This window comes from Chryseobacterium sp. NRRL B-14798 (assembly GCF_050470705.1).
GTDB classification, from domain to species: Bacteria; Bacteroidota; Bacteroidia; order Flavobacteriales; family Weeksellaceae; genus Chryseobacterium; species Chryseobacterium cupriresistens.
Map to the genome: position 1 here is coordinate 4881559 of NZ_JBFLUL010000005.1, position 18821 is coordinate 4900379.

Here is an 18821-nt window from a genome sequence, read left to right on the forward strand (position 1 = left end):
AAAAATTAACATTGAGTTAATAATAGTTAAATTTAATTTTGCGAATTTTGCAGAAAATTAAATCTAATTATTACTAACGATTATGAAATTAATCAACAAATCGATGCTAACTGCAGTAATTACTTTATCTACAGCTAGTGTCTATTATGCTCAACAGGTTCAGGACTCTACAAAAATTAAGTCCAATGATATTGAACAAGTTGTATTAACTGGTGTTGCAGATATCGCCAAGGATAGAAAGACTCCAGTAGCAGTTTCAACAATTAAAGAAGCACAGATTGTTGAAAAATTAGGTAACCAGGAGTTTCCTGAGATCCTAAACACAACTCCATCCGTTTATGCTACTAAAGGAGGTGGTGGTTTTGGAGACTCTAAACTAAATATTAGAGGATTTAACCAAAACAATATTGCCGTAATGGTAAACGGTATGCCAGTAAATGATATGGAAGGAGGATCAGTTTATTGGTCAAACTGGGCAGGACTATCTGATGTAACTTCTGCAATGCAGGTACAGAGAGGACTTGGGTCTTCCAAATTAGCAATTGCGTCTGTGGGTGGCACTGTAAATATTCTTACAAGAGCTGCCGACAAAAAACAAGGTGGAATAGTTTCTCTGGGAGTTGGTAACAATGACTATGTAAAATCTCTTTTTGCATACAATACAGGAAAATCTGAAAAAGGATGGTCTTCTTCATTTCTAATGTCCAGAACTGCAGGTTCTATGTATGCGGACGGAACCAAGTTTGAAGGATATAACTATTATTTTGCATTAGGATACAAAAAACCGGGAGGTAATCATGATTTTCAATTTACCATTACTGGGGCACCTCAATGGCATAACCAAAGGTCATATGCTATTGCTATTTCCGATTATATAAAATTCAACCCTGATCATGATGGAACTCCAGACAGAAAATATAACTCAGATTGGGGCTATCTGAATGGAAGACAGTATTCAGCAAGAGTAAACTATTATCATAAGCCTGTATTATCCTTAAACTGGGACTGGACACTGAGTGAAAAGTCTAAACTTAACACGGTATTATATGGTTCTTTTGGTAGAGGAGGAGGAACAAACACTACCGGTTCTGCCAATGGAAAGAGCTTAAGTACTTTTAGAGATCAGAATACCGGATTATATAATTTTGATAATGTTGTTGCAGCTAACCAAGCGTCTACACCAGATAAAGGAGTGCTTATCAGAAATGCATCTATTAATTCACACAACTGGTTTGGTTTAATTTCAAGCTTCAACCACACCATCAATGATAACTTTAAGTTCTCTGCGGGTGTTGATGCAAGATACTATTATGGATACCATTACCAGGTAGTAACTGATCTACTAGGTGCAAGCGGATATATTGATAAAAATAACAAAAACATTCCACCTAACTTAGTAACAGCAGTATCCAAACCAGAAGCTAGCTGGAATCCATTTGGCGGAAAAATTGACAATATAAATAATCAAATTGGCTATAGCAATGATGGGGAAGTACTTTGGTATGGAGCTTTTGGCCAGTTCGAATATACAAATGATAAAATCTCTGCGTTCGTTCAAGGGTCTGTATCTAACCAAGGATTTCAAAGAATTGATAACTTTATTGTTGATGGAGTTACAAAATCAAAGAAAGGAGAAATTATGAATACTAAAACAGGTTTCAAAAATCTGTTCGGATACAATATCAAGGCTGGAGTTAATTACAATATTAACGAACAACACAATGTTTTTGGGAATGTTGGATACTATGAAAAACAGCCGTTTTTCAATGCAGTATACAGAAGTAATGAGAACATCGTTTCTCCGGATCTTACAAATGAAAAAATATTTGGTGTAGAATTAGGGTACGGTTTCAGATCTGCAAATTTCAACGCTAATGTTAACTTATACAGAACAACTTGGGATGACAGATATCTTAGAAGATCTAACCTAAGAGATCTTGTTGCAGGTAAGACGGCTTATGTAGAAATGAATGGACTGAATGAAGTTCACATGGGAGTGGAAGTAGATGCTAACTATAATCTTAATAAAATATTAACCATCAATGGTATGTTCTCTATAGGAGACTGGTACTATAAAGGAAATGCAACTGCTACTCTTTTTGAAGACAGCACAAACCAGCCACTTAACTTCCCTGGAAGCACAAGTAACGAAGCTACATTATACCTAGATAAAGTAAAAGTTGGTGACGCAGCACAAATGACAGCTGCTTTAGGAGTAACAGTAAAACCTATTAGAAACCTAAGCTTCGATGCTACATGGAGAAATACAAACAATCTGTACGCTAGTTTAGATGCTTTCAATTTCAGAACTCAAGCTGCTGCTCAAAAAGGTACATTAGAATTACCTAGCTACAATTTGTTTGATTTAGGACTTTCATATAGAATCAACCTAAACAACAAACAACAGTACTTCACGATTAGAGGTAATGTTTATAACTTATTCGATACAACATACATCGCTGAATCAAATACAAATACTCACGCCAACCTTACAGCACAGGAATATGCTGAAATCAAAGGTGGAACAGTTGCTGGTCTTGCTAAAGAATATGCAGCTTACCAGGCAGCAGGCAATTACAAAGGAATCAGCCAAACTAACCAGGTATTCTTCGGATTCGGAAGAACCTGGGCAGCAACATTATCATTCAATTTCTAATAATATCACAATATTAGATTTTCTCAATATCAATCCCGGCTTTGAGCCGGGATTTTTGTTATCTTTGTGTACAAAAAAATAGGATTATGGATTTTTACAACATTTTACTTAATGCCCACAAAGGATTCGGGTATCTTGAAATTCTTTTGGTAACATTATTTGTCATTGCACTTTTGGCTACCATGTTCGGTTTCAGTGGAAAAGTGAACAAATTTTTGAAGAAAACAACGCTTTTCACAATGATTTTCTTCCACGTTCAGTTTTTATTGGGAATCATTATGCTGATCACCACGTTCAGCAAAGGATTAAATATGGGAGAAGTAATGAAAAATGCGGCATTGAGATTCCAATATGTTGAACATCCATTCTCTATGCTTATTGCGGCAGTTTTGATGACGATTGTCAACAAAAAAGTAAAATCCAATGATACTATTTCTTTAGGAGTAGTAATTATGGGATTGATTGCAGTAGGTTTATTTGCATTTGCATTCCCTTGGACAAGAGTCTTCGGGGCTTAAAACAGACAAAAAAATTATATGCGTTATAATTTATAAATAGTTTAATCTTAAATTTTTAATTAAATCAATGAAAGTAGCTGTAGTAGGTTCAACAGGAATGGTTGGACAAGTTATGCTTAAAGTTTTGGAGGAGAGAAACTTCCCTGTAACAGAATTAATTCCGGTAGCATCCGAAAGATCTGTAGGCAAGAAGGTGAAGTATAAACAGAAGGAATTTACCATCGTAAGCATGAAGGACGCTATAGCTGCCAAACCGGATATTGCTATTTTCTCTGCAGGTGGATCTACTTCGCTTGAATTCGCTCCTCTGTTTGCAGAAGCAGGAACAACAGTAATTGATAATTCTTCTGCCTGGAGAATGGATCCTGATAAAAAATTAGTCGTTCCTGAAATCAATGCTGATGTTTTAACAAAAGAAGATAAAATCATCGCAAATCCGAATTGTTCTACCATTCAATTGGTAATGGTTCTTGGGCCATTGAACAAAAAATATGATTTAAAAAGAGTAATCGTTTCTACTTACCAGTCTGTAACAGGAACAGGTAAAGCTGCTGTAGACCAGTTAAACGGTGAAATAAGTGGAGATGAAACTACTGAAAAAGTATATCCTTATCAGATCTTCAAAAATGCATTACCACACTGTGATGTATTTGCTGATGATGATTACACAAAAGAAGAGATCAAACTGATGAAGGAGCCTAAGAAGATTTTAGGAGACGATACCTTTAACTTAACAGCAACTGCTGTAAGAGTTCCGGTTCAGGGAGGACATTCTGAAAGTGTAAACATCGAATTCGAAAATGAATTCGAACTGGATGAAGTAAGAAAAATCTTATCTGAAACTCCTGGTGTCATTGTAATGGATGATGTGAAAAACAACCACTACCCGATGCCTCTTTATTCAGAAGGAAAAGACGAAGTTTTCGTTGGAAGGATCAGAAGAGATCTGTCACAGCCTAAAACGCTCAACCTCTGGATCGTTGCAGACAATCTGAGGAAAGGAGCAGCAACAAACGCTGTACAAATTGCAGAATACCTGGTAGCAAACAACTTAGTATAAACTAACAAAATAAAAAAGAGTCTCAGAATTGAGATTCTTTTTTTTATCAAACACTTATATGAACACCCAGAAAAGTACCCACAAAGAGAAAATAGGATTTCAAAAGCTTATTGCCACATTTGGAATCATCCTTTTTATCGGAAAGATCATTGCCTGGAAACTGACTAATTCTGATGCTGTTTTTTCTGATGCCATGGAAAGCATCGTTAATGTCATCAGTGCATTTATGGGATTATATTCACTTCATTTAGCGGCTAAACCTAAAGATGAAGACCATCCTTATGGCCATGGGAAAGTAGAATTTGTAACTTCGGGTATAGAGGGCGCCCTTATCGCTATTGCCGGTGTTATGATCATTTATGAAGGGATTCATAGTCTTATTGTAGGGAAAACGCTAAGCAAAATTGATCTTGGGATCTGGATTATTGCTGCCACAGCAGTTATTAATTATCTGCTGGGATATATCTCTATTAAAAAAGGAGAAAGAGAAAATTCTCTGGTTCTTATTTCATCCGGAAAGCATCTTCAGTCCGATACCATTACAACTCTCGGAGTAGTTGCCAGTTTAATTATTGTTTACTTCACCAAAATCTATTGGCTGGATTCTGTAGTAGCATTAAGTTTTGGGCTTTACATCATATTCGTAGGCTATAAAATCGTTCGAAAATCTCTGAGTGGCATTATGGATGAACAGGATCCTGAAATATTAAATCAGGTGATTAAAATCCTTGAAGAAAACAGACAAACAGAATGGATTGATGTGCACAATATGAAAATCCAGCAATTCGGTTCCTCCTTACATATTGATGCCCATATTACCCTGCCGTGGTATTATGACCTTCGTGATGCTCATGATGAAATGGAAAAAGTAATTATTCTCCTTGCCAAAAACATTAAACGTACGATTGAATTCAATTTTCATATGGATGACTGTAAACCAATTTCATGCCCGGTATGCCAGATCAAGGACTGCCCTGTCCGCGAAAAAGATTTCGTCAAACGTGTAGAATGGACTCCGGAAAATGTAACGAGTGTCGATAAACACACAATTATTGAGGAAGAATAAAATTCAGATTAGCTTTTCCTGCTTTCTTTACTGATCATCTGTTTTCTGTAATAAAACATCGGAACAATCAGCAGTATAATTAATGGCTGAATCACGAATCTCCTCATATAAAAGGAAAAAAGATATCCTATTTCAAATTTACTATGAATGCAATACAGATAAATCGGTAATGTAATGACAAAGACGACAATCATCATCACTGCTCCCTGTATTGTCCAGTCTTTATTTCTGAATAAGCCGTAAATAATCAGACAGGAAAAAAAAAGATTTAAAATAAACCTGAAAACATGACCAGCAATCAGTCTTCCCCATTCGAAGGCAGGGAATTCAATATGTTTATTGGCTTCGTGAAAGTAGTCTAAAAAAGGGTCATAAAAAAGAGTTCCTTCCAAAGCTCTTACTCCTATCAATCCGCATACGCCTGCGATCACCAGAAACCAGCTAAGAATTTTCATGTTTTAAGGCAAAAAATTTAATCCAGATCAGCCAAAGGACAACTACACTTCCATAAATAATAGCAGGAAAAATAAAATCGTGAAACATCTTTCCATATTCCTTATGGTCGGACATCACGATATTTAACCCTACTATTCTCAAAAGGTTTATCATGTATAATAACACTAGTCCTGCTCCCACAAAAACAAAAGTTTTCATTCCCTTATAAAAGGCAAAAACAAAAGATACAAATAAAATGATGACAGAAACGGCATTGCACCCTTCCACCATTCTCGTCACATAATTCTGTTTAACATAAAACCAAACCTGCTCGTTCTTTACATCGTCATAAAGTTCTGTAGGATAACCTATCGCGTTCTGCAGAGAAGTTACCTGACTGGCAATCATTCTTGAAAAAGAATCCAATCCGGAGTCTTTCCCACTATTCAGATAAAACTGATAGGCAAAAAGCAACACCAGGTAGATAACAATAAAACGCAATAAAATACCTAAAACAGGTTTAAAGTCTTTCAGCATACTACAAAGATAAAAATTAGCCTGTAATATCCTGAATTTGAATAAAGAAAGTTAAAAACCAAAAGTAAAAAACAACCAATTTAACCTATAAGGCTTAAAATTTTTCATAAAAACATTCAATAAAATCAAAATTCTACACTACCATTCTCATGCTCTTCCACCTTCTTAATCACTTCTTTACACTATAATTTCCAACTCACGTTAATTTAGTATATTTGTTCCATATTATGACTTCTGAAAACGCAAAACGATTTTTTGAAAACCATTTAGGTAAAAAATCTTCCGAATTCGTCACATTAGCTCAAAGCGGATCCGCGAGGGTCAATTTTCTGGCCGCTGCCGGTACCGAGAAATACATTATCACGTACAATGAAAATATCCCGGAAAATGAAAGTTTTCTTTACTATTCCCAGGTATTCTCAGATCTGAGCCTTAATACTCCTTCCATCCTTGCTGTTTCAGAGGACAGAAAGATGTATATCCAGGAATTTTTGGGGCAGCAAACTCTTTCTGAGGTAATTGCAAAAGATCACTTGTCTCCCACTGTACAATCTTTGGTTAAGCAGACCTTAGAAAAGCTTTACCAACTGCAGATGCAGACGCAAGGTAAAATCGACTTTTCCAGAACCTTTGAATATGAAAGCTATGATGAGCTTCCTGTGATTCATGATTTGTATTATTTTAAAAATTTTGTCGCCGATTTTCTGGAGCTTGAATACAACAAGTCGACTCTCCTTAAAGAGTTCAAAAAAATTGCTGTACTTATTGAAAATCTTGAACCTAAAGGAATTATGATCCGCGATTTTCAGGCAAGAAATATCATGGTGAATGAAAGAAATGAGGTCTCTTTCATCGATTACCAATCGGCAATGAAAGGTCCGTTGACGTATGATGTCATCTCTTTTCTTTTTCAGGCTAAAGCTAATTTCCCGGACGATTTTAAACAGGAAATGCTGCAATATTATATTGAGCAGTTTGAAGATCCTGAAACAAAGGTTCAGTTAAGAAATGCAGTGATGCCTGTACAAATGATGCGATTTCTGCAAGTTTTGGGAGCCTACGGATTCCGGGGGCTGATCCAGAGGAAACAGCATTTCATAGCCAGTCTGGAGCAAGGAATTCAGAATATTACTCAATTTGCAGATTCATGGCAACAGATGAACAACTACCCGGAACTGCAGAAAGTAATTCAGCAACTGACATCAGAGAAGGCAAAGCAAAAAATTGAAGAAATAATAAATAAATAAGCCTTTGGCTCCGCTCAGACTGACAAGATTGAAAATATTTGATCAAAGTACAAAGCGACTTCAACATTACTAAATAAGCCTTAATGGTTTAAAAAAGATAAAAAAGAATATGCTACACATCGAGATACACAGTTTTTCATACAAAAAAGGAGGAATCCCTAAAGACAATTCAGGCAATGGCGGAGGGTTCGCTTTCGACTGCCGTGGAATTTTAAATCCGGGAAGAGTTGAAGAATATAAAATCCAGACCGGAAATGACATAGGAGTTCAGGAATATCTGGAAACAAAAACGGAAATGCCAAAGTTTTTAGAACTGGTAAAATCTCTCGTTTCCATCAATATTGATAATTATTTAGAAAGAGGCTTTGAACATCTGCAGATTAATTTCGGATGCACAGGCGGACAGCACAGATCGGTATATTGTGCCATAAAAATTGCAGAATTTATCAAAGAAAAATATCCTGAAGGTACTGAAATCACCCTTCAACACGATGAACAACCGCAACTGAATAAATAAACGATAAGTGATCATTGATAAATGATTTAATTTCATTTATTGATGATACAAAGTATTATCATTCATCAATTACCATTTATCAATTATAAAAAATGAAAGCTCTAATTTTCGCAGCAGGGAAAGGTACCAGATTGAAACCTTTTACAGATCACCATCCGAAAGCTTTGGCAAAAGTGAATGAAGTTCCGCTTCTCGAAAGAAATATTAATTACCTTAAAAGCTTCGGAATAAAGGATTTTGTTATCAACATTCATCATTTCGGAGAACAAATTGTTGATTTCCTGAATAAAAACAATAATTTTGGATGCAAGATTGAAATCTCCGATGAGACCAGCGAACTGCTGGAAACGGGTGGCGGCTTGATATTTGCAAGAAAATTTCTTGATCACGGAGAAGATTTTTTAATCATGAACGCTGATATTCTCACCGACCTGAATATCAATGCTCTGGTGGAATACCACAAAAAGATAAAAGATTTTGCTACTTTAGCGGTTTCGGACAGAGAAAGTTCGAGAAAACTCCTTTTCAATGATGATATGGTTTTGAGAGGCTGGCTCAATGTGCAAACCGGAGAACAAAGGCTGGCTGAATTCAATAAAGGCTTTAAGGCCCTTGCTTTCAGTGGAATTCATTGTATCAATCCTGTCATCTTTGAAAAAATAAAAAGAACAGGCAAATTCTCTGTTATGGAAGAATATCTGGATCTGATGCAAACCGAGCACATACATGGTTTTGTACATGACAGCATTCTTATTGACGTTGGAAGACCATCATCCGTAATAGAAGCCGAAAAACACTTTAAATAAATTTTGCAATGGAAATTGATGAAACCAGAGATGAAAGCTTAATAAATCCGGAACTTGATATTAACGAAACAAAACTACATAACAGTTTCAGACAGAAAACCTGGGATGAAACAATCACCAAGGACAGCTGGATGGTCTTTAAGGTCATGGCTGAGTTTGTAGACGGCTATGAAAAACTGGCTAAAATCGGCCCATGTGTTTCTATATTTGGTTCTGCCCGACTGAAGCCGGAGAACAAATATTATGAAATGGCTGTAGATATTGCTGAAAAGATTACCAAGCTAGGTTTCGGAATCATTACCGGAGGCGGCCCGGGGATCATGGAAGCGGGGAATAAAGGAGCTTTTAATGCCAAAGGAAAATCTATAGGACTTAATATTGATCTGCCTTTTGAACAACATTTCAATCCTTATATCAATAAATCTTATTCCATGAATTTTGATTACTTTTTCGTGAGAAAAGTAATGTTTGTAAAATACTCTCAGGGATTCGTTGTGATGCCTGGAGGATTTGGAACCCTGGATGAGCTTACGGAAGCGATGACGCTGATTCAGACCAATAAAATTGGAAAATTTCCAATCGTTTTAGTGGGAAGCGAATTCTGGGGAGGATTACTGGATTGGTTTAAGGCAACTCTGTTAAAAGAAGGAATGATTGCTGAAGATGATCTTGAACTTTATCGTGTGGTAGATACTGCTGATGAGGCTGTAGCACATATTAAAGCTTTTTATGACAAATATTCTGTGAATGTAAATTTTTAATTGGCATATTATTTGTGACTTATAACGAACAACTATGATTGTAAATCTATTAATTAAGATGAAAAAACTTTTATATATATCAGGAATTTTAACATTTTTTGTGTTAATGAGTTTTATGTATGTAGACTTTTTCTCTTCAATGACCAAAGTGGACTATATTGATGGAAGCAAGACATTGAAGTTTACCACAAAAATGAATACAAGCCATATCTCTGACGCTATTAAAATCAACCCTAATACGGCAGGATTTGAAGCAGAGGTAAAAAAATATGTGAACAATAATTTTGATGTATTTGTCAATGGCTCTCCTAAAACGATTACCTTCACAGGAAGTCAGGTCAGCGGAGAAACTGTATGGGTATATTTTGAAACCGGAGGTGTTTCGGATATCAATACTTTAAAGATTAAAAATACGATCCTTTTAAGCGCTTTTCCTAAGCAGATCAACATTGTCAACATTGCCTATAAAGGCAGCCAGAAAACAATGAATTTTCAGAGAGGAAAAGAAGTGAACGAGGTTTCTTTTTAAACGAAAATTAGATTTAACCATTATAAAATGGGTACCCTGGAAAGTCAAATTTTTCAGGGTATTTTTTTGGGGCTGGTAAAAAATCACCATAAAGAGATTAATTAAGTACAAATACCTAATCCTAAATTTCAGCATTTCCACTCTACTATTTTCATTTTCAGCAATGTACATTTGTATTGTAATTACAACCAGGAAGGTGAAGCCGGATTCACTTAAATAACGGGGCGGAATCTGAAAAGCCAGACGAGTAAGAAACACCAGACAAAAACTAAATATCATGGAAGATATAGAACTAAAATCATCCAGTCAGGAAATTGATGTCCTGATCGTTATTGACACAGATTATGTAAGATCTACTTATCCAAATCCAAGTAAGGATCCTAATAATCCTACAGGAATTGATCATAACAGCCAGCATATGATCGTTTCAAATGCCAACGCTATTTCCGGACAGGGCACAGCTGATCTGAACTTCAGTGCAAGAGCCGGAGATATAGTTTCTTTCAGAGGAACATCAATCTATCAAAACTCTGATGATGCTGTGATCATCTATAATATTAAATACTGGTCCGGTGATCAGGTTTTTAACAGCTTTATGTACAATTCTGTTGAAAGAAGACAGGCTGCGGTACCTAATTTGAATTCTCAAAACGGTCTTCCTGCTGCCAGCGCTGATATTACTTTTGCAAGTATCGATTCTAAAGTAAAAGCTACAGGAACAGAGAATTTCTATGTACAGTTTGGACTTTATATTTTAGATCCGAATGACAGTAACAAACAGATTCTGTACGGTTACTTTTACTGGGATCCAACAATTACGGTTAAATAAAAGAAAATAAAAAACCACTGCATCTAGATAGACTGCAGTGGTTTTTGCTTTTTAGTATCTCAAAATCCCGTAGACCATAAAAGAATATCAAGGTCTAACTCACTTATATTAAAATCATTCTGATGATCTTTAAAACCAGGCTTGTCTTTCAGTTCTTCAATAGCTTTTTCTGCTTTTTTTAAAGATGAAAATACTCCGATATATCTTTCGTCATCCAGAAAAGTATGTATTGTATAATAATGGCTGACACTGAAAACCTTATTTAAGCCTAATTCTTTTATTGAAATACAGTTGGCATCTATGTCGTCACCTTTTTCAATGTAGTCACGTCCAATTTCACCGATGACCTCCAGAAATCCTTCATTCCAATGTATCTTATCCAGAATATAACAATCGGCAACAAATGATTTGGGATAATCTCTAAATCCAGGAAGAACAACTGCTTTGGCTTTCAACTTTTCTAAGTTTTCAACACTATTAGAAAATCCAAGAAATTTAGTATCTGTTTGGGATTCATCGGTGTAAGTATGATTTAATGCATAAATGAAATATTCCATCTTAATATAGTTTCTGTTTTTAGAGATAAAAGTATTAAATCCTTAATTGATTTAATATCCACTATTAAAATAAAATCGGGCAGCTTGAAAGCTGCCCGATTTTTATAAAGTGTGTATTAGAATATATTTTATCCTAATGAATTACTCAATTTTGATGTTATCAATCTGAAGATCATACACTCCACCATTCCCGGTTTTGATAGCAAACATATCTTTTCCGGCTGTAGTGTTAATATCTGCAATTCCTGTAAGGGTAAGCTCAACTAATCTCCACTGTCCATTTGTATTGATAGAACCGTTGTAAGAGTTAGCACTTTCTACTCCTAAAGTAGCACCAGTAGAGAATGTTCCTAAGTTGAATACATAGAAGCCTCCACCTGCTTTATATACGTTGAAAGAAAGACTTTTCCCTGTTGCAGTACCTTTGATATACATTGTAATTCTTTTTGGTACAGCTGGTATTCCTGTAGTAGCAACAGATGTAAATACATAATCGTTAGCTGTAGGAGTACCTTTGATCTGAAGTGAATTTGTACCATTGTATCCCAGACCTAGACCTTGTGTAGCATAAGGCTTAAGTCCGAAATTGTTTACACTTGATAAGAAAGTTGTCCAGCTTTCAAAATCTGAACCTGCGAAAAGGTTTACAGCAGAAGCAGAAGGAGCATCTGGTTCACCTGGATTGAATCTTGGATTCGGGAAGTTAATATCATCAAGAGTTCTGATATAAGCCTGATCTGTGAAAATAGTTGCGTTACTTGAGCTTGTAAAACGGCTCAGAAGAAGAACGATATCACCACTTTTTTCATATTTAGGAGAGATAGGAGATTTCGCAAACGTTGCATAGTTGCTGAAACGAAGATCTAATCTACCTGCTTTTTTATCCGTAATATAACGATCTCCTGTCCCTGATTCATCCGCAAAAGTTTTTGTCAGTTCAGGCTCTTCAAACTGAACATTTTTAATTTTCACAAGCTGATTGATATGAGCACCGTTTTTCAAAGCATCAGAGATAGAGTTGAACTCTAATGGCTTCATTGCAGCTACTACAGGCTTTTGTCCGTCGCAAACTCTTGCCATGTAATTGGATAGTTTATTAGGGTTAATTCTTCCAATAGGATAGTTAGGGTCATAAGAACCTACTTTAATGTTTCCATTAACTCCCTGAACGATCAATCCTTTCAGGTTAATTCTTACTAAAGATCCGGTAGGATAATCAAGATACTGATTTCCGCCATCGATGTCAATTTCAATCCCTTGCGTCGGATTTTCAGGCTTATCCTGAAGGAACATCATTTTATAGATATTTCCTGATTCATCACTTGAAGAGACATATGCTTCAACGATATAATCTTCTTTAATGATATCAGCTTCAGTTGGTTTTGCTTTTGCAATAGTAGCAAGATCAGTTAACGGGTGATTAGCTGCAGCAAATTTGTTGGTACATTTAATTTCCGGTACCTCATAATCATCAGTTTTTACACAAGACGAGAATGCCAGCATTGAAATAGCACTAAAGATCGCCGCTTTAAAATATATATTTTTCATTGTTTTCGATTTTTAATTTTAGTTTTTTAGAATCTGAATTGAAGATTAACAAAATAAGATCTACCCTGATTATACCAATACTTTGGAGCGAATACCATATTTCCGCTGTCGTAATCATTCGCATAATCAATATAGTTAACGTTTCTGGTCTGCTCAAATCCTCCTGTAATATAATTTCTGTTATTAAGGATGTTATTAACCGATGCAGACAGCAATACATAATACTTACCTATCATCCAGGACTTCCCTGCATTAACATTGAAGAAGAATGCCGAAGGAAGCTTTGTAGGCGTAAGAACTCTTGCAAGTTCTTCATCAGTTACCTGATCATAAGGAACTCCAGGTGTATTAGGATTGGTATAGAATCTTGCGGTTCTTGTTACCGGAGATGGATCTAAGAATGAATGCCCGAAATAGTTCCATGTTGCTCCTAACCACCAGTATTTAGGGCTGCTGTAACGAAGACCTAAAGTATATGCCTCCTGAGGAGTTCCGCCTTGTCTGTAGTTTTTAAGCGTTGCTTCGCCCATATTAGTATAAGATCTTGATACGATATTTCCGTTCCCGTCAAGCTCTCTGAACGTTCCAACAGCATCAGATGCAAAATAAACGGTAGGATTATTAGTATAAGTGTATTGTCCTAAGCTTAATAAACCACTTGCCGTTAAAGTAGGCGTCACTTTTACCTGTGCACCAAGTTCAATCCCCATATTTCTCTTATTGGCTCCTGCCAGTACCTGCGTAATGAAAGCACCATCCTGAACCGGAGCCTGATCACCACTCTCAGTAAGGTTTGTCAGTTTAACTCCCTGTGCGAAATATCGTTGTACACTTGTTTCGTTTTGGGTGTTAACAAGATAACCGGTCAGTCTAAGTTTAACAATCGGAGTAGAGATTACATAGCTCAGGTCATTGGCATCAACAACAACATTTTTGATACCAGGAGTGGTAACACCACTTACTCTTGTATTAAAGTAAATATCATTCAGGAAAGGAGACTGCGAGAAGTAAGCTCCGTTATAAACCAGGAAGTTTCTTCCATTGATTTTATAGGTAACCTGACCTTTAACGCCTGCATTCCAGAAATTCTGATCTGCACCTTTACCATAAGAAGACTCATACAGATAGTGTTGGAACAATCCTTCTCTGCTGTTTGTCGTGTAACCGAATAATCCCGAGATGAAAACATCAAATTTTCCTGTGGAGAATTTGAAAGCGGGGTTTATTTTGAATTCCTGTCTTCTGAAAATATAGCTGTACCCGATTTTATCCCCCTCTCTTTTGGCAACATCAGTATCGCTTTCTCTTGTATTGAATTTTCCCCAAACACTTCCTGCAGTGGTGTTGGATGCAAATGGATCCATATTCAGGGCAAAATCAGCACCCAGAAGGTCATTTACTTCTCTGTACTGCTCAGATCTGTAATTCTGATAAGATAAATTTAAAATAAAACGGGAAGTATCGGTGAAGTTATAGGTATAGTGCGTAGACACATTCCATACTTTATCGTCTTTTACATCATCAACGAGATAATAAGCTGCTCTTCGTCCCCCTAATAACGCATTGTATTCTACGTTTCGGTTGGCATTATAAAGATTATCCCAGTTGATCTGTGTGTGTGACTGATCATCATTCGTCCACCAGTCTCTTGTGATTCCGATATTGGCAGCCTGCTCAGGAGACGGATTTGTATAGTTTAACCAATAACTTGGTAGATTACGGTAATACGTTGGAGACGGGTTGTTGGCTCTGTACCAGTCCAGTCTTGAACTGTATTCTTTCCCAAACTGGTAAGAAACAGATGTCCATAGCTGAGAGTTTTTATTAATTTTCCAGAAATCCTGTAATTGAATCATCGGCTGGAAACCTCTTTTCACTCTTTCATTTCTTTTATCTCCGTTTTGCCATCCCCAATACGAGTTGTAATGAACACCTCTGAAATCATATACTTCCTGAGTACTTGGACTTGAAGAGCTTCTTGCGTATTTAGATCCAATGGCATTTAAAGTCATGGTATGGCTATCACTGAATTTTTTTTCAATACCAAGATATCCACTGTATGCATCATAAGCAGTACCATCCTGGATCCCTTCCTGTGCCCATCTTCTGGCAATCATTCCGGTAAATGCCCATCCGTTCTTGTTCATTCCGGAAGAGAATCTGTAAGATAGTCTGTTCCTGTAATTTCTGTTGGTCAGAGAGTATGTCAACTGACTTCCTTTTCTGTATTCGCTGGCTTTTGTATTCTTATAAAATACTCCGGTAGTTCCTCCGAAAGCATATTCTGAAGGGGCATGATTAGCTGCAATTTCCGGGTAACGGGTAATTTCGTTCAATCCTCCCCAGGTGCTGAAGTCTACATCTCCATTATCTGCAGCGGCCATAGAAACTCCATTGATCATATTTTCACCTGTTCTGCTGTCAATTCCTCTTGGACGGAACCAGTAGGGACCTAAATCAAAACTTGCCATTCTGTTGAAAACATCCTGAGATGACTGTAATAGCCCCACAGTTGCAGTCTGCTGTGCACCACCGCTATCGCTTTCCCCAGAATCTTCTATGATAGCCAACCCCTGATCTGCACCATTTAATGCAGAATAAAGAGTAATTACTCCAAGATCTTTTCTTTTCTCATCACTGGTTACGTCAAATTCAAAAATTTTAGTTTCAAAATTGGGTTTTGTAACCATAATCTGATAATGTCCGGGCATCAAATCCGTAAATTGGAAATATCCGATTTTGTCTGCCTTTGCATCATTTCCTGCTCCTTTTAAATCTACACTTGCCTGCTCAACGGGCTTGCCTTCCGCATCCTTAAGATACGCAAACACTGTTGTCTGCGCATAATAATATGACGCAGGCAGCAAGGTAAATAAAGAGATCAATGATAATTTTTTAATCATGAGTATATTTATTTTTTTAATACTTTTATTGTTAATTTTCAACAGTTTAAAAGTTGGGGGCACAAATTTAAACAAATTTTGCAATCCAGAACTTTTTTAACGTATTTTTTTCTTAACATTGCAATCTTTTAAGAATCATTATAAAAGAGAGATTCGAATTACTGCTTTTAAATTTACAAATATTTAAAACGCAGTGAGTTAAAAAAAAGTAAATTTGTAATTAATAGAATAATAAAACTCCAAAGAGATGAAGAGATTTTCGAGTCTGTTTGCCCTGTTTATTTCGATCGTGGCATTCTCCCAACAACAAGGAAAACTGAGAAAAGTAGCAACCGTAGGTTTCTTAAATGTAGAAAACCTTTGGGATACTATTCGTTCAGCAGATTATATAGACGGAACCAAGGATATTAAGAATCCTGCTTTCCACAGAAGTATTCCTATAGATTCAATCAAATTTCTGGAAGCCGAAAAATATGACGGGCCATGGAGTGACGGGGCTTTAATTGGTAAAAAAGTAGTAAGAGAACAAGGGGGTTCTGAAGAATTTACCCCAAAAAGCCCAAAGAATTACGGAAGTAAAATTTATAAAGCAAAACTGGCTAACGAAGCTAAGGTAATTTCTGAAATGGGAGCTCAGTATACCAAAACAGCTCCGGCAGTAGTAGGCTTGATTGAGGTTGAAAACAGACAGGTAATCCAGGATCTTGTGAATGAACCTGCCTTAAAAAAATATGATTACGGAATTATACACTACAATTCTTATGATTACCGAGGAATCGACGTAGCACTGATCTATCAGAAAAGAAGATTCACCCCTACCAATTCATTAAAAAAAGAACTGGTTATTTACGGTGACAACGGAAGAAGAGAATATACAAGAGATATCCTTGTGGTAACAGGATTTTTAGATAATGAAAAAGTAGCATTTTTCATGAACCACTGGCCTTCAAGAAGAGGTGGTGAAGCCATTTCTCTACCTAAAAGAAATGCAGCTGCAGCCTTATTAAAACAACAAATGGACAGTGTAAGAGCTGCAGACCCAACGACGAAGCTTTTCGCAATGGGTGACTTTAATGATGACCCTGTAAGCCCAAGTTTAAAAAACCACCTGAAAGCTCAGGCGAATCCAAAAGACTTAAGCGAGGAAACACCTTATCTTAATCTGATGTATCCTTTATATAAGAAAGGAGTTGCTTCTCTGGCTTATCAGGACGCTCCTAACCTTTTTGACCAGATTATTGTTTCTAAAAATGTAATTTCAGATCAGGTGACTAAAGAATATTCTGTGTATAAAACAGAAATCTTTGCCCCGGCTTATCTCGTTAATAAAGAAGGAAATTATAAAGGATATCCTTTCAGATCCTGGAATGGAGACCAGTTCACAGGAGGCTACAGTGATCACTTCCCGGCATTTGTAGTTCTTCAGAAAGAACCATAAAAAATTTAGGCACTCTTATTGGAGTGCTTTTTTTATATAAATATCTGTGTCATGAAAAATATTATTTTATTAGTAATGATTGCATTGGTACCTTTCAGCTGCTTTTCTCAGGAAACGCCGAAGAAAGATAAAGAGCAACATGAAATGAAGCCTTCTAAAAATGAAGACGGAGAATGGGACCTTACCGTTATAGATACCCAATTTGATTATTTTATAAATGCTGTTGCCAAACCGATCAGCCAGTACTCAGAATCTTATCTCAAGACAAAAAATACTTTTTTGGTCAACGAATGGAACAGTTATTATAATTCCGGCAGATACAGAAATATTATAGAATCGGGGATAGATTATGATCCCAAGGAAAATTACGGGATCAAGTTTGAATATAAATTATACCAGGTTTTTGTCTATGTAAACTGGAAGTATAAGCTAAGATTGAATGGATTATCCGGAAGCGATGCGATAAGATAGATTTTAAATAATCCTTAATAAAAAAGGTCCAGCGTAATGCTGAACCTTTTCATTTTTATAATAGCTGAAAATTATTTATTGAATAATTCCTCTACTTTATCCCAGTTTACTACATCAAAGAATGCAGAAACATAATCAGGTCTTCTGTTTTGGTAGTTTAAATAATAAGCATGCTCCCAAACGTCTAATCCTAAAACAGGAGTTCCTTTAACGTCTGCTACAGGCATTAACGGGTTATCCTGGTTGGGTGTAGAAGAAACAGATACGGAACCGTCAGCATTTTTTACCAACCAAGCCCATCCTGAACCGAATCTTGTTTTAGCAGCGTCAGAAAAATCAGTTTTGAATTTATCAAAACCTCCATAGTTTTCAATAGCAGCTTTTACATTTCCTACAGGCTCTTTGCTTCCTCCGGGAGTTAAAATTTCCCAGAATAAAGAGTGGTTGAAGTGACCTCCTCCATTATTTCTTACAGCTGGTTTATCAGTCCCTGTCTGGCAGATTTCTTCAATAGTTTTTCCTGCTAGTTCAGTTCCTTCAATTGCTTTATTTAAATTGTCAATATATGCCTGGTGGTGTTTTGTATGGTGGATTTCCATAGTTCTTGCATCGATCGTTGGCTCTAATGCATCGTATGCATATCCTAGTTTTGGTAATTCAAATGACATAATCTTTATTTTTAATGTTATAATTCAAAATTAGCCAATATTTAAGGGATTATCAAGGATTCTGGATTACTTTAATAAATCTTTAACATTGATATATTGATTTAGAATGAATTAAATTGTAATCAATTTTAATCTCATCAAAAAAAGCTCTTCATTGTGAAGCCTTATATCCTATTCAAAGCATCGTTTATTTTCAATTTCGTAACTTCCACAATATGAAGTAAATTTTTATACAAAAACACTTCTATCGCTGAATATTTAACCTTATATACTTA

The 18821-nt window shown here is 36.2% G+C and carries 18 protein-coding genes; 12 read left to right on the forward strand and 6 right to left on the reverse strand.

Annotated elements, in window-relative coordinates; genetic code table 11:
• The first annotated feature begins 82 nt into the window (after window positions 1-82).
• The 4 genes from AB1278_RS22385 to AB1278_RS22400 all read left to right on the forward strand — a co-directional run bounded on the left by AB1278_RS22385 (window position 83) and on the right by AB1278_RS22400 (window position 5300).
• Complete coding sequence (locus AB1278_RS22385; protein WP_202841737.1) at window positions 83-2656, forward strand: TonB-dependent receptor; 2574 nt, start codon at window positions 83-85, stop codon at window positions 2654-2656.
• Window positions 2657-2742: 86 nt separating this feature from the next.
• Complete coding sequence (locus AB1278_RS22390; protein ID WP_034691532.1) at window positions 2743-3174, forward strand: hypothetical protein; 432 nt, start codon at window positions 2743-2745, stop codon at window positions 3172-3174.
• Between the two features lie 67 nt (window positions 3175-3241).
• A complete protein-coding gene (locus AB1278_RS22395) occupies window positions 3242-4234 on the forward strand; it encodes an aspartate-semialdehyde dehydrogenase (protein WP_062673335.1) in 993 nt (330 codons plus the stop codon).
• Between the two features lie 58 nt (window positions 4235-4292).
• The gene (locus tag AB1278_RS22400) at window positions 4293-5300 is read left to right on the forward strand and encodes a cation diffusion facilitator family transporter (RefSeq protein WP_202841739.1); all 1008 of its coding nucleotides are present in this window, start codon (window positions 4293-4295) and stop codon (window positions 5298-5300) included.
• 8 nt (window positions 5301-5308) lie between these two features.
• Here the strand turns inward: AB1278_RS22400 and AB1278_RS22405 are convergent, their stop codons facing one another.
• Together AB1278_RS22405 and xrtF are read right to left on the reverse strand one after the other, a co-directional pair.
• Window positions 5309-5755, reverse strand: coding sequence for an exosortase F system-associated membrane protein (locus AB1278_RS22405; protein WP_202841741.1), 447 nt, complete (start codon window positions 5753-5755; stop codon window positions 5309-5311).
• The gene (xrtF, locus tag AB1278_RS22410) at window positions 5742-6272 is read right to left on the reverse strand and encodes an exosortase family protein XrtF (protein ID WP_202841743.1); all 531 of its coding nucleotides are present in this window, start codon (window positions 6270-6272) and stop codon (window positions 5742-5744) included. Before xrtF ends, AB1278_RS22405 begins: the two co-directional genes overlap by 14 nt.
• 227 nt (window positions 6273-6499) lie before the next feature.
• Here xrtF and AB1278_RS22415 point away from each other — a divergent pair, with 227 nt between their 5' ends.
• The 6 genes from AB1278_RS22415 (at window position 6500) to AB1278_RS22440 (ending at window position 10961) form a co-directional block, all read left to right on the forward strand.
• On the forward strand, window positions 6500-7519 hold the full coding sequence (locus AB1278_RS22415; RefSeq protein WP_202841745.1) for an aminoglycoside phosphotransferase family protein: 1020 nt from the start codon (window positions 6500-6502) through the stop codon (window positions 7517-7519).
• A 109-nt stretch (window positions 7520-7628) separates the two neighbouring features.
• Complete coding sequence (locus AB1278_RS22420; RefSeq protein ID WP_202841747.1) at window positions 7629-8036, forward strand: RapZ C-terminal domain-containing protein; 408 nt, start codon at window positions 7629-7631, stop codon at window positions 8034-8036.
• A gap of 92 nt (window positions 8037-8128) precedes the next feature.
• Entirely contained in the window at window positions 8129-8842 is a 714-nt protein-coding gene (locus AB1278_RS22425) for a nucleotidyltransferase family protein (protein WP_202841749.1), read from the forward strand.
• A gap of 8 nt (window positions 8843-8850) precedes the next feature.
• Window positions 8851-9603 (forward strand): TIGR00730 family Rossman fold protein, encoded by a 753-nt coding sequence (locus AB1278_RS22430; protein ID WP_110008400.1) that lies wholly within the window; start codon window positions 8851-8853, stop codon window positions 9601-9603.
• Window positions 9604-9661: 58 nt separating this feature from the next.
• Complete coding sequence (locus AB1278_RS22435; RefSeq protein ID WP_227941116.1) at window positions 9662-10132, forward strand: DUF6702 family protein; 471 nt, start codon at window positions 9662-9664, stop codon at window positions 10130-10132.
• A gap of 277 nt (window positions 10133-10409) precedes the next feature.
• Complete coding sequence (locus tag AB1278_RS22440) at window positions 10410-10961, forward strand: inclusion body family protein (RefSeq protein ID WP_110008398.1); 552 nt, start codon at window positions 10410-10412, stop codon at window positions 10959-10961.
• A gap of 59 nt (window positions 10962-11020) precedes the next feature.
• On the opposite strand, the gene AB1278_RS22445 is transcribed toward AB1278_RS22440, so the two are convergent.
• The 3 genes from AB1278_RS22445 to AB1278_RS22455 all read right to left on the reverse strand — a co-directional run bounded on the left by AB1278_RS22445 (window position 11021) and on the right by AB1278_RS22455 (window position 15969).
• The gene (locus AB1278_RS22445; protein ID WP_429817103.1) at window positions 11021-11518 is read right to left on the reverse strand and encodes a DUF7336 domain-containing protein; all 498 of its coding nucleotides are present in this window, start codon (window positions 11516-11518) and stop codon (window positions 11021-11023) included.
• Window positions 11519-11659: 141 nt separating this feature from the next.
• Window positions 11660-13066: a DUF5689 domain-containing protein gene (locus tag AB1278_RS22450; RefSeq protein ID WP_429817106.1), complete on the reverse strand. Its 1407-nt coding sequence runs from the start codon at window positions 13064-13066 to the stop codon at window positions 11660-11662.
• 26 nt (window positions 13067-13092) lie between these two features.
• Window positions 13093-15969, reverse strand: a complete 2877-nt coding sequence (locus tag AB1278_RS22455; RefSeq protein WP_429817109.1) for a carboxypeptidase regulatory-like domain-containing protein — start codon at window positions 15967-15969, stop codon at window positions 13093-13095.
• Between the two features lie 247 nt (window positions 15970-16216).
• On the opposite strand from AB1278_RS22455, the gene AB1278_RS22460 reads away from it, so the two are divergent.
• Together AB1278_RS22460 and AB1278_RS22465 are read left to right on the forward strand one after the other, a co-directional pair.
• A complete protein-coding gene (locus tag AB1278_RS22460) occupies window positions 16217-17407 on the forward strand; it encodes an endonuclease (protein ID WP_429817112.1) in 1191 nt (396 codons plus the stop codon).
• Window positions 17408-17458: 51 nt separating this feature from the next.
• Window positions 17459-17878: a DUF6146 family protein gene (locus AB1278_RS22465; protein WP_202841755.1), complete on the forward strand. Its 420-nt coding sequence runs from the start codon at window positions 17459-17461 to the stop codon at window positions 17876-17878.
• A gap of 71 nt (window positions 17879-17949) precedes the next feature.
• On the opposite strand, the gene AB1278_RS22470 is transcribed toward AB1278_RS22465, so the two are convergent.
• Window positions 17950-18546, reverse strand: coding sequence for a superoxide dismutase (locus tag AB1278_RS22470; protein ID WP_395972255.1), 597 nt, complete (start codon window positions 18544-18546; stop codon window positions 17950-17952).
• Window positions 18547-18821: the final 275 nt, after the last annotated feature.

Excerpts from the sequence above, each read along its gene's own strand:
- AB1278_RS22390 (WP_034691532.1), top strand. The coding sequence starts at position 2,743 with ATGGATTTTTACAACATTTTACTTAATGCCCACAAAGGATTCGGGTAT.
- AB1278_RS22435 (WP_227941116.1), top strand. The coding sequence starts at position 9,662 with ATGAAAAAACTTTTATATATATCAGGAATTTTAACATTTTTTGTGTTA.
- AB1278_RS22465 (WP_202841755.1), top strand. The coding sequence starts at position 17,459 with ATGAAAAATATTATTTTATTAGTAATGATTGCATTGGTACCTTTCAGC.
- AB1278_RS22450 (WP_429817106.1), bottom strand. The coding sequence starts at position 13,066 with ATGAAAAATATATATTTTAAAGCGGCGATCTTTAGTGCTATTTCAATG.
- AB1278_RS22470 (WP_395972255.1), bottom strand. The coding sequence starts at position 18,546 with ATGTCATTTGAATTACCAAAACTAGGATATGCATACGATGCATTAGAG.
- AB1278_RS22415 (WP_202841745.1), top strand. The coding sequence starts at position 6,500 with ATGACTTCTGAAAACGCAAAACGATTTTTTGAAAACCATTTAGGTAAA.
- AB1278_RS22425 (WP_202841749.1), top strand. The coding sequence starts at position 8,129 with ATGAAAGCTCTAATTTTCGCAGCAGGGAAAGGTACCAGATTGAAACCT.
- AB1278_RS22400 (WP_202841739.1), top strand. The coding sequence starts at position 4,293 with ATGAACACCCAGAAAAGTACCCACAAAGAGAAAATAGGATTTCAAAAG.
- AB1278_RS22460 (WP_429817112.1), top strand. The coding sequence starts at position 16,217 with ATGAAGAGATTTTCGAGTCTGTTTGCCCTGTTTATTTCGATCGTGGCA.
- AB1278_RS22430 (WP_110008400.1), top strand. The coding sequence starts at position 8,851 with ATGGAAATTGATGAAACCAGAGATGAAAGCTTAATAAATCCGGAACTT.
- AB1278_RS22455 (WP_429817109.1), bottom strand. The coding sequence starts at position 15,969 with ATGATTAAAAAATTATCATTGATCTCTTTATTTACCTTGCTGCCTGCG.
- AB1278_RS22420 (WP_202841747.1), top strand. The coding sequence starts at position 7,629 with ATGCTACACATCGAGATACACAGTTTTTCATACAAAAAAGGAGGAATC.
- AB1278_RS22445 (WP_429817103.1), bottom strand. The coding sequence starts at position 11,518 with ATGGAATATTTCATTTATGCATTAAATCATACTTACACCGATGAATCC.
- xrtF (WP_202841743.1), bottom strand. The coding sequence starts at position 6,272 with ATGCTGAAAGACTTTAAACCTGTTTTAGGTATTTTATTGCGTTTTATT.
- AB1278_RS22405 (WP_202841741.1), bottom strand. The coding sequence starts at position 5,755 with ATGAAAATTCTTAGCTGGTTTCTGGTGATCGCAGGCGTATGCGGATTG.
- AB1278_RS22385 (WP_202841737.1), top strand. The coding sequence starts at position 83 with ATGAAATTAATCAACAAATCGATGCTAACTGCAGTAATTACTTTATCT.
- AB1278_RS22440 (WP_110008398.1), top strand. The coding sequence starts at position 10,410 with ATGGAAGATATAGAACTAAAATCATCCAGTCAGGAAATTGATGTCCTG.
- AB1278_RS22395 (WP_062673335.1), top strand. The coding sequence starts at position 3,242 with ATGAAAGTAGCTGTAGTAGGTTCAACAGGAATGGTTGGACAAGTTATG.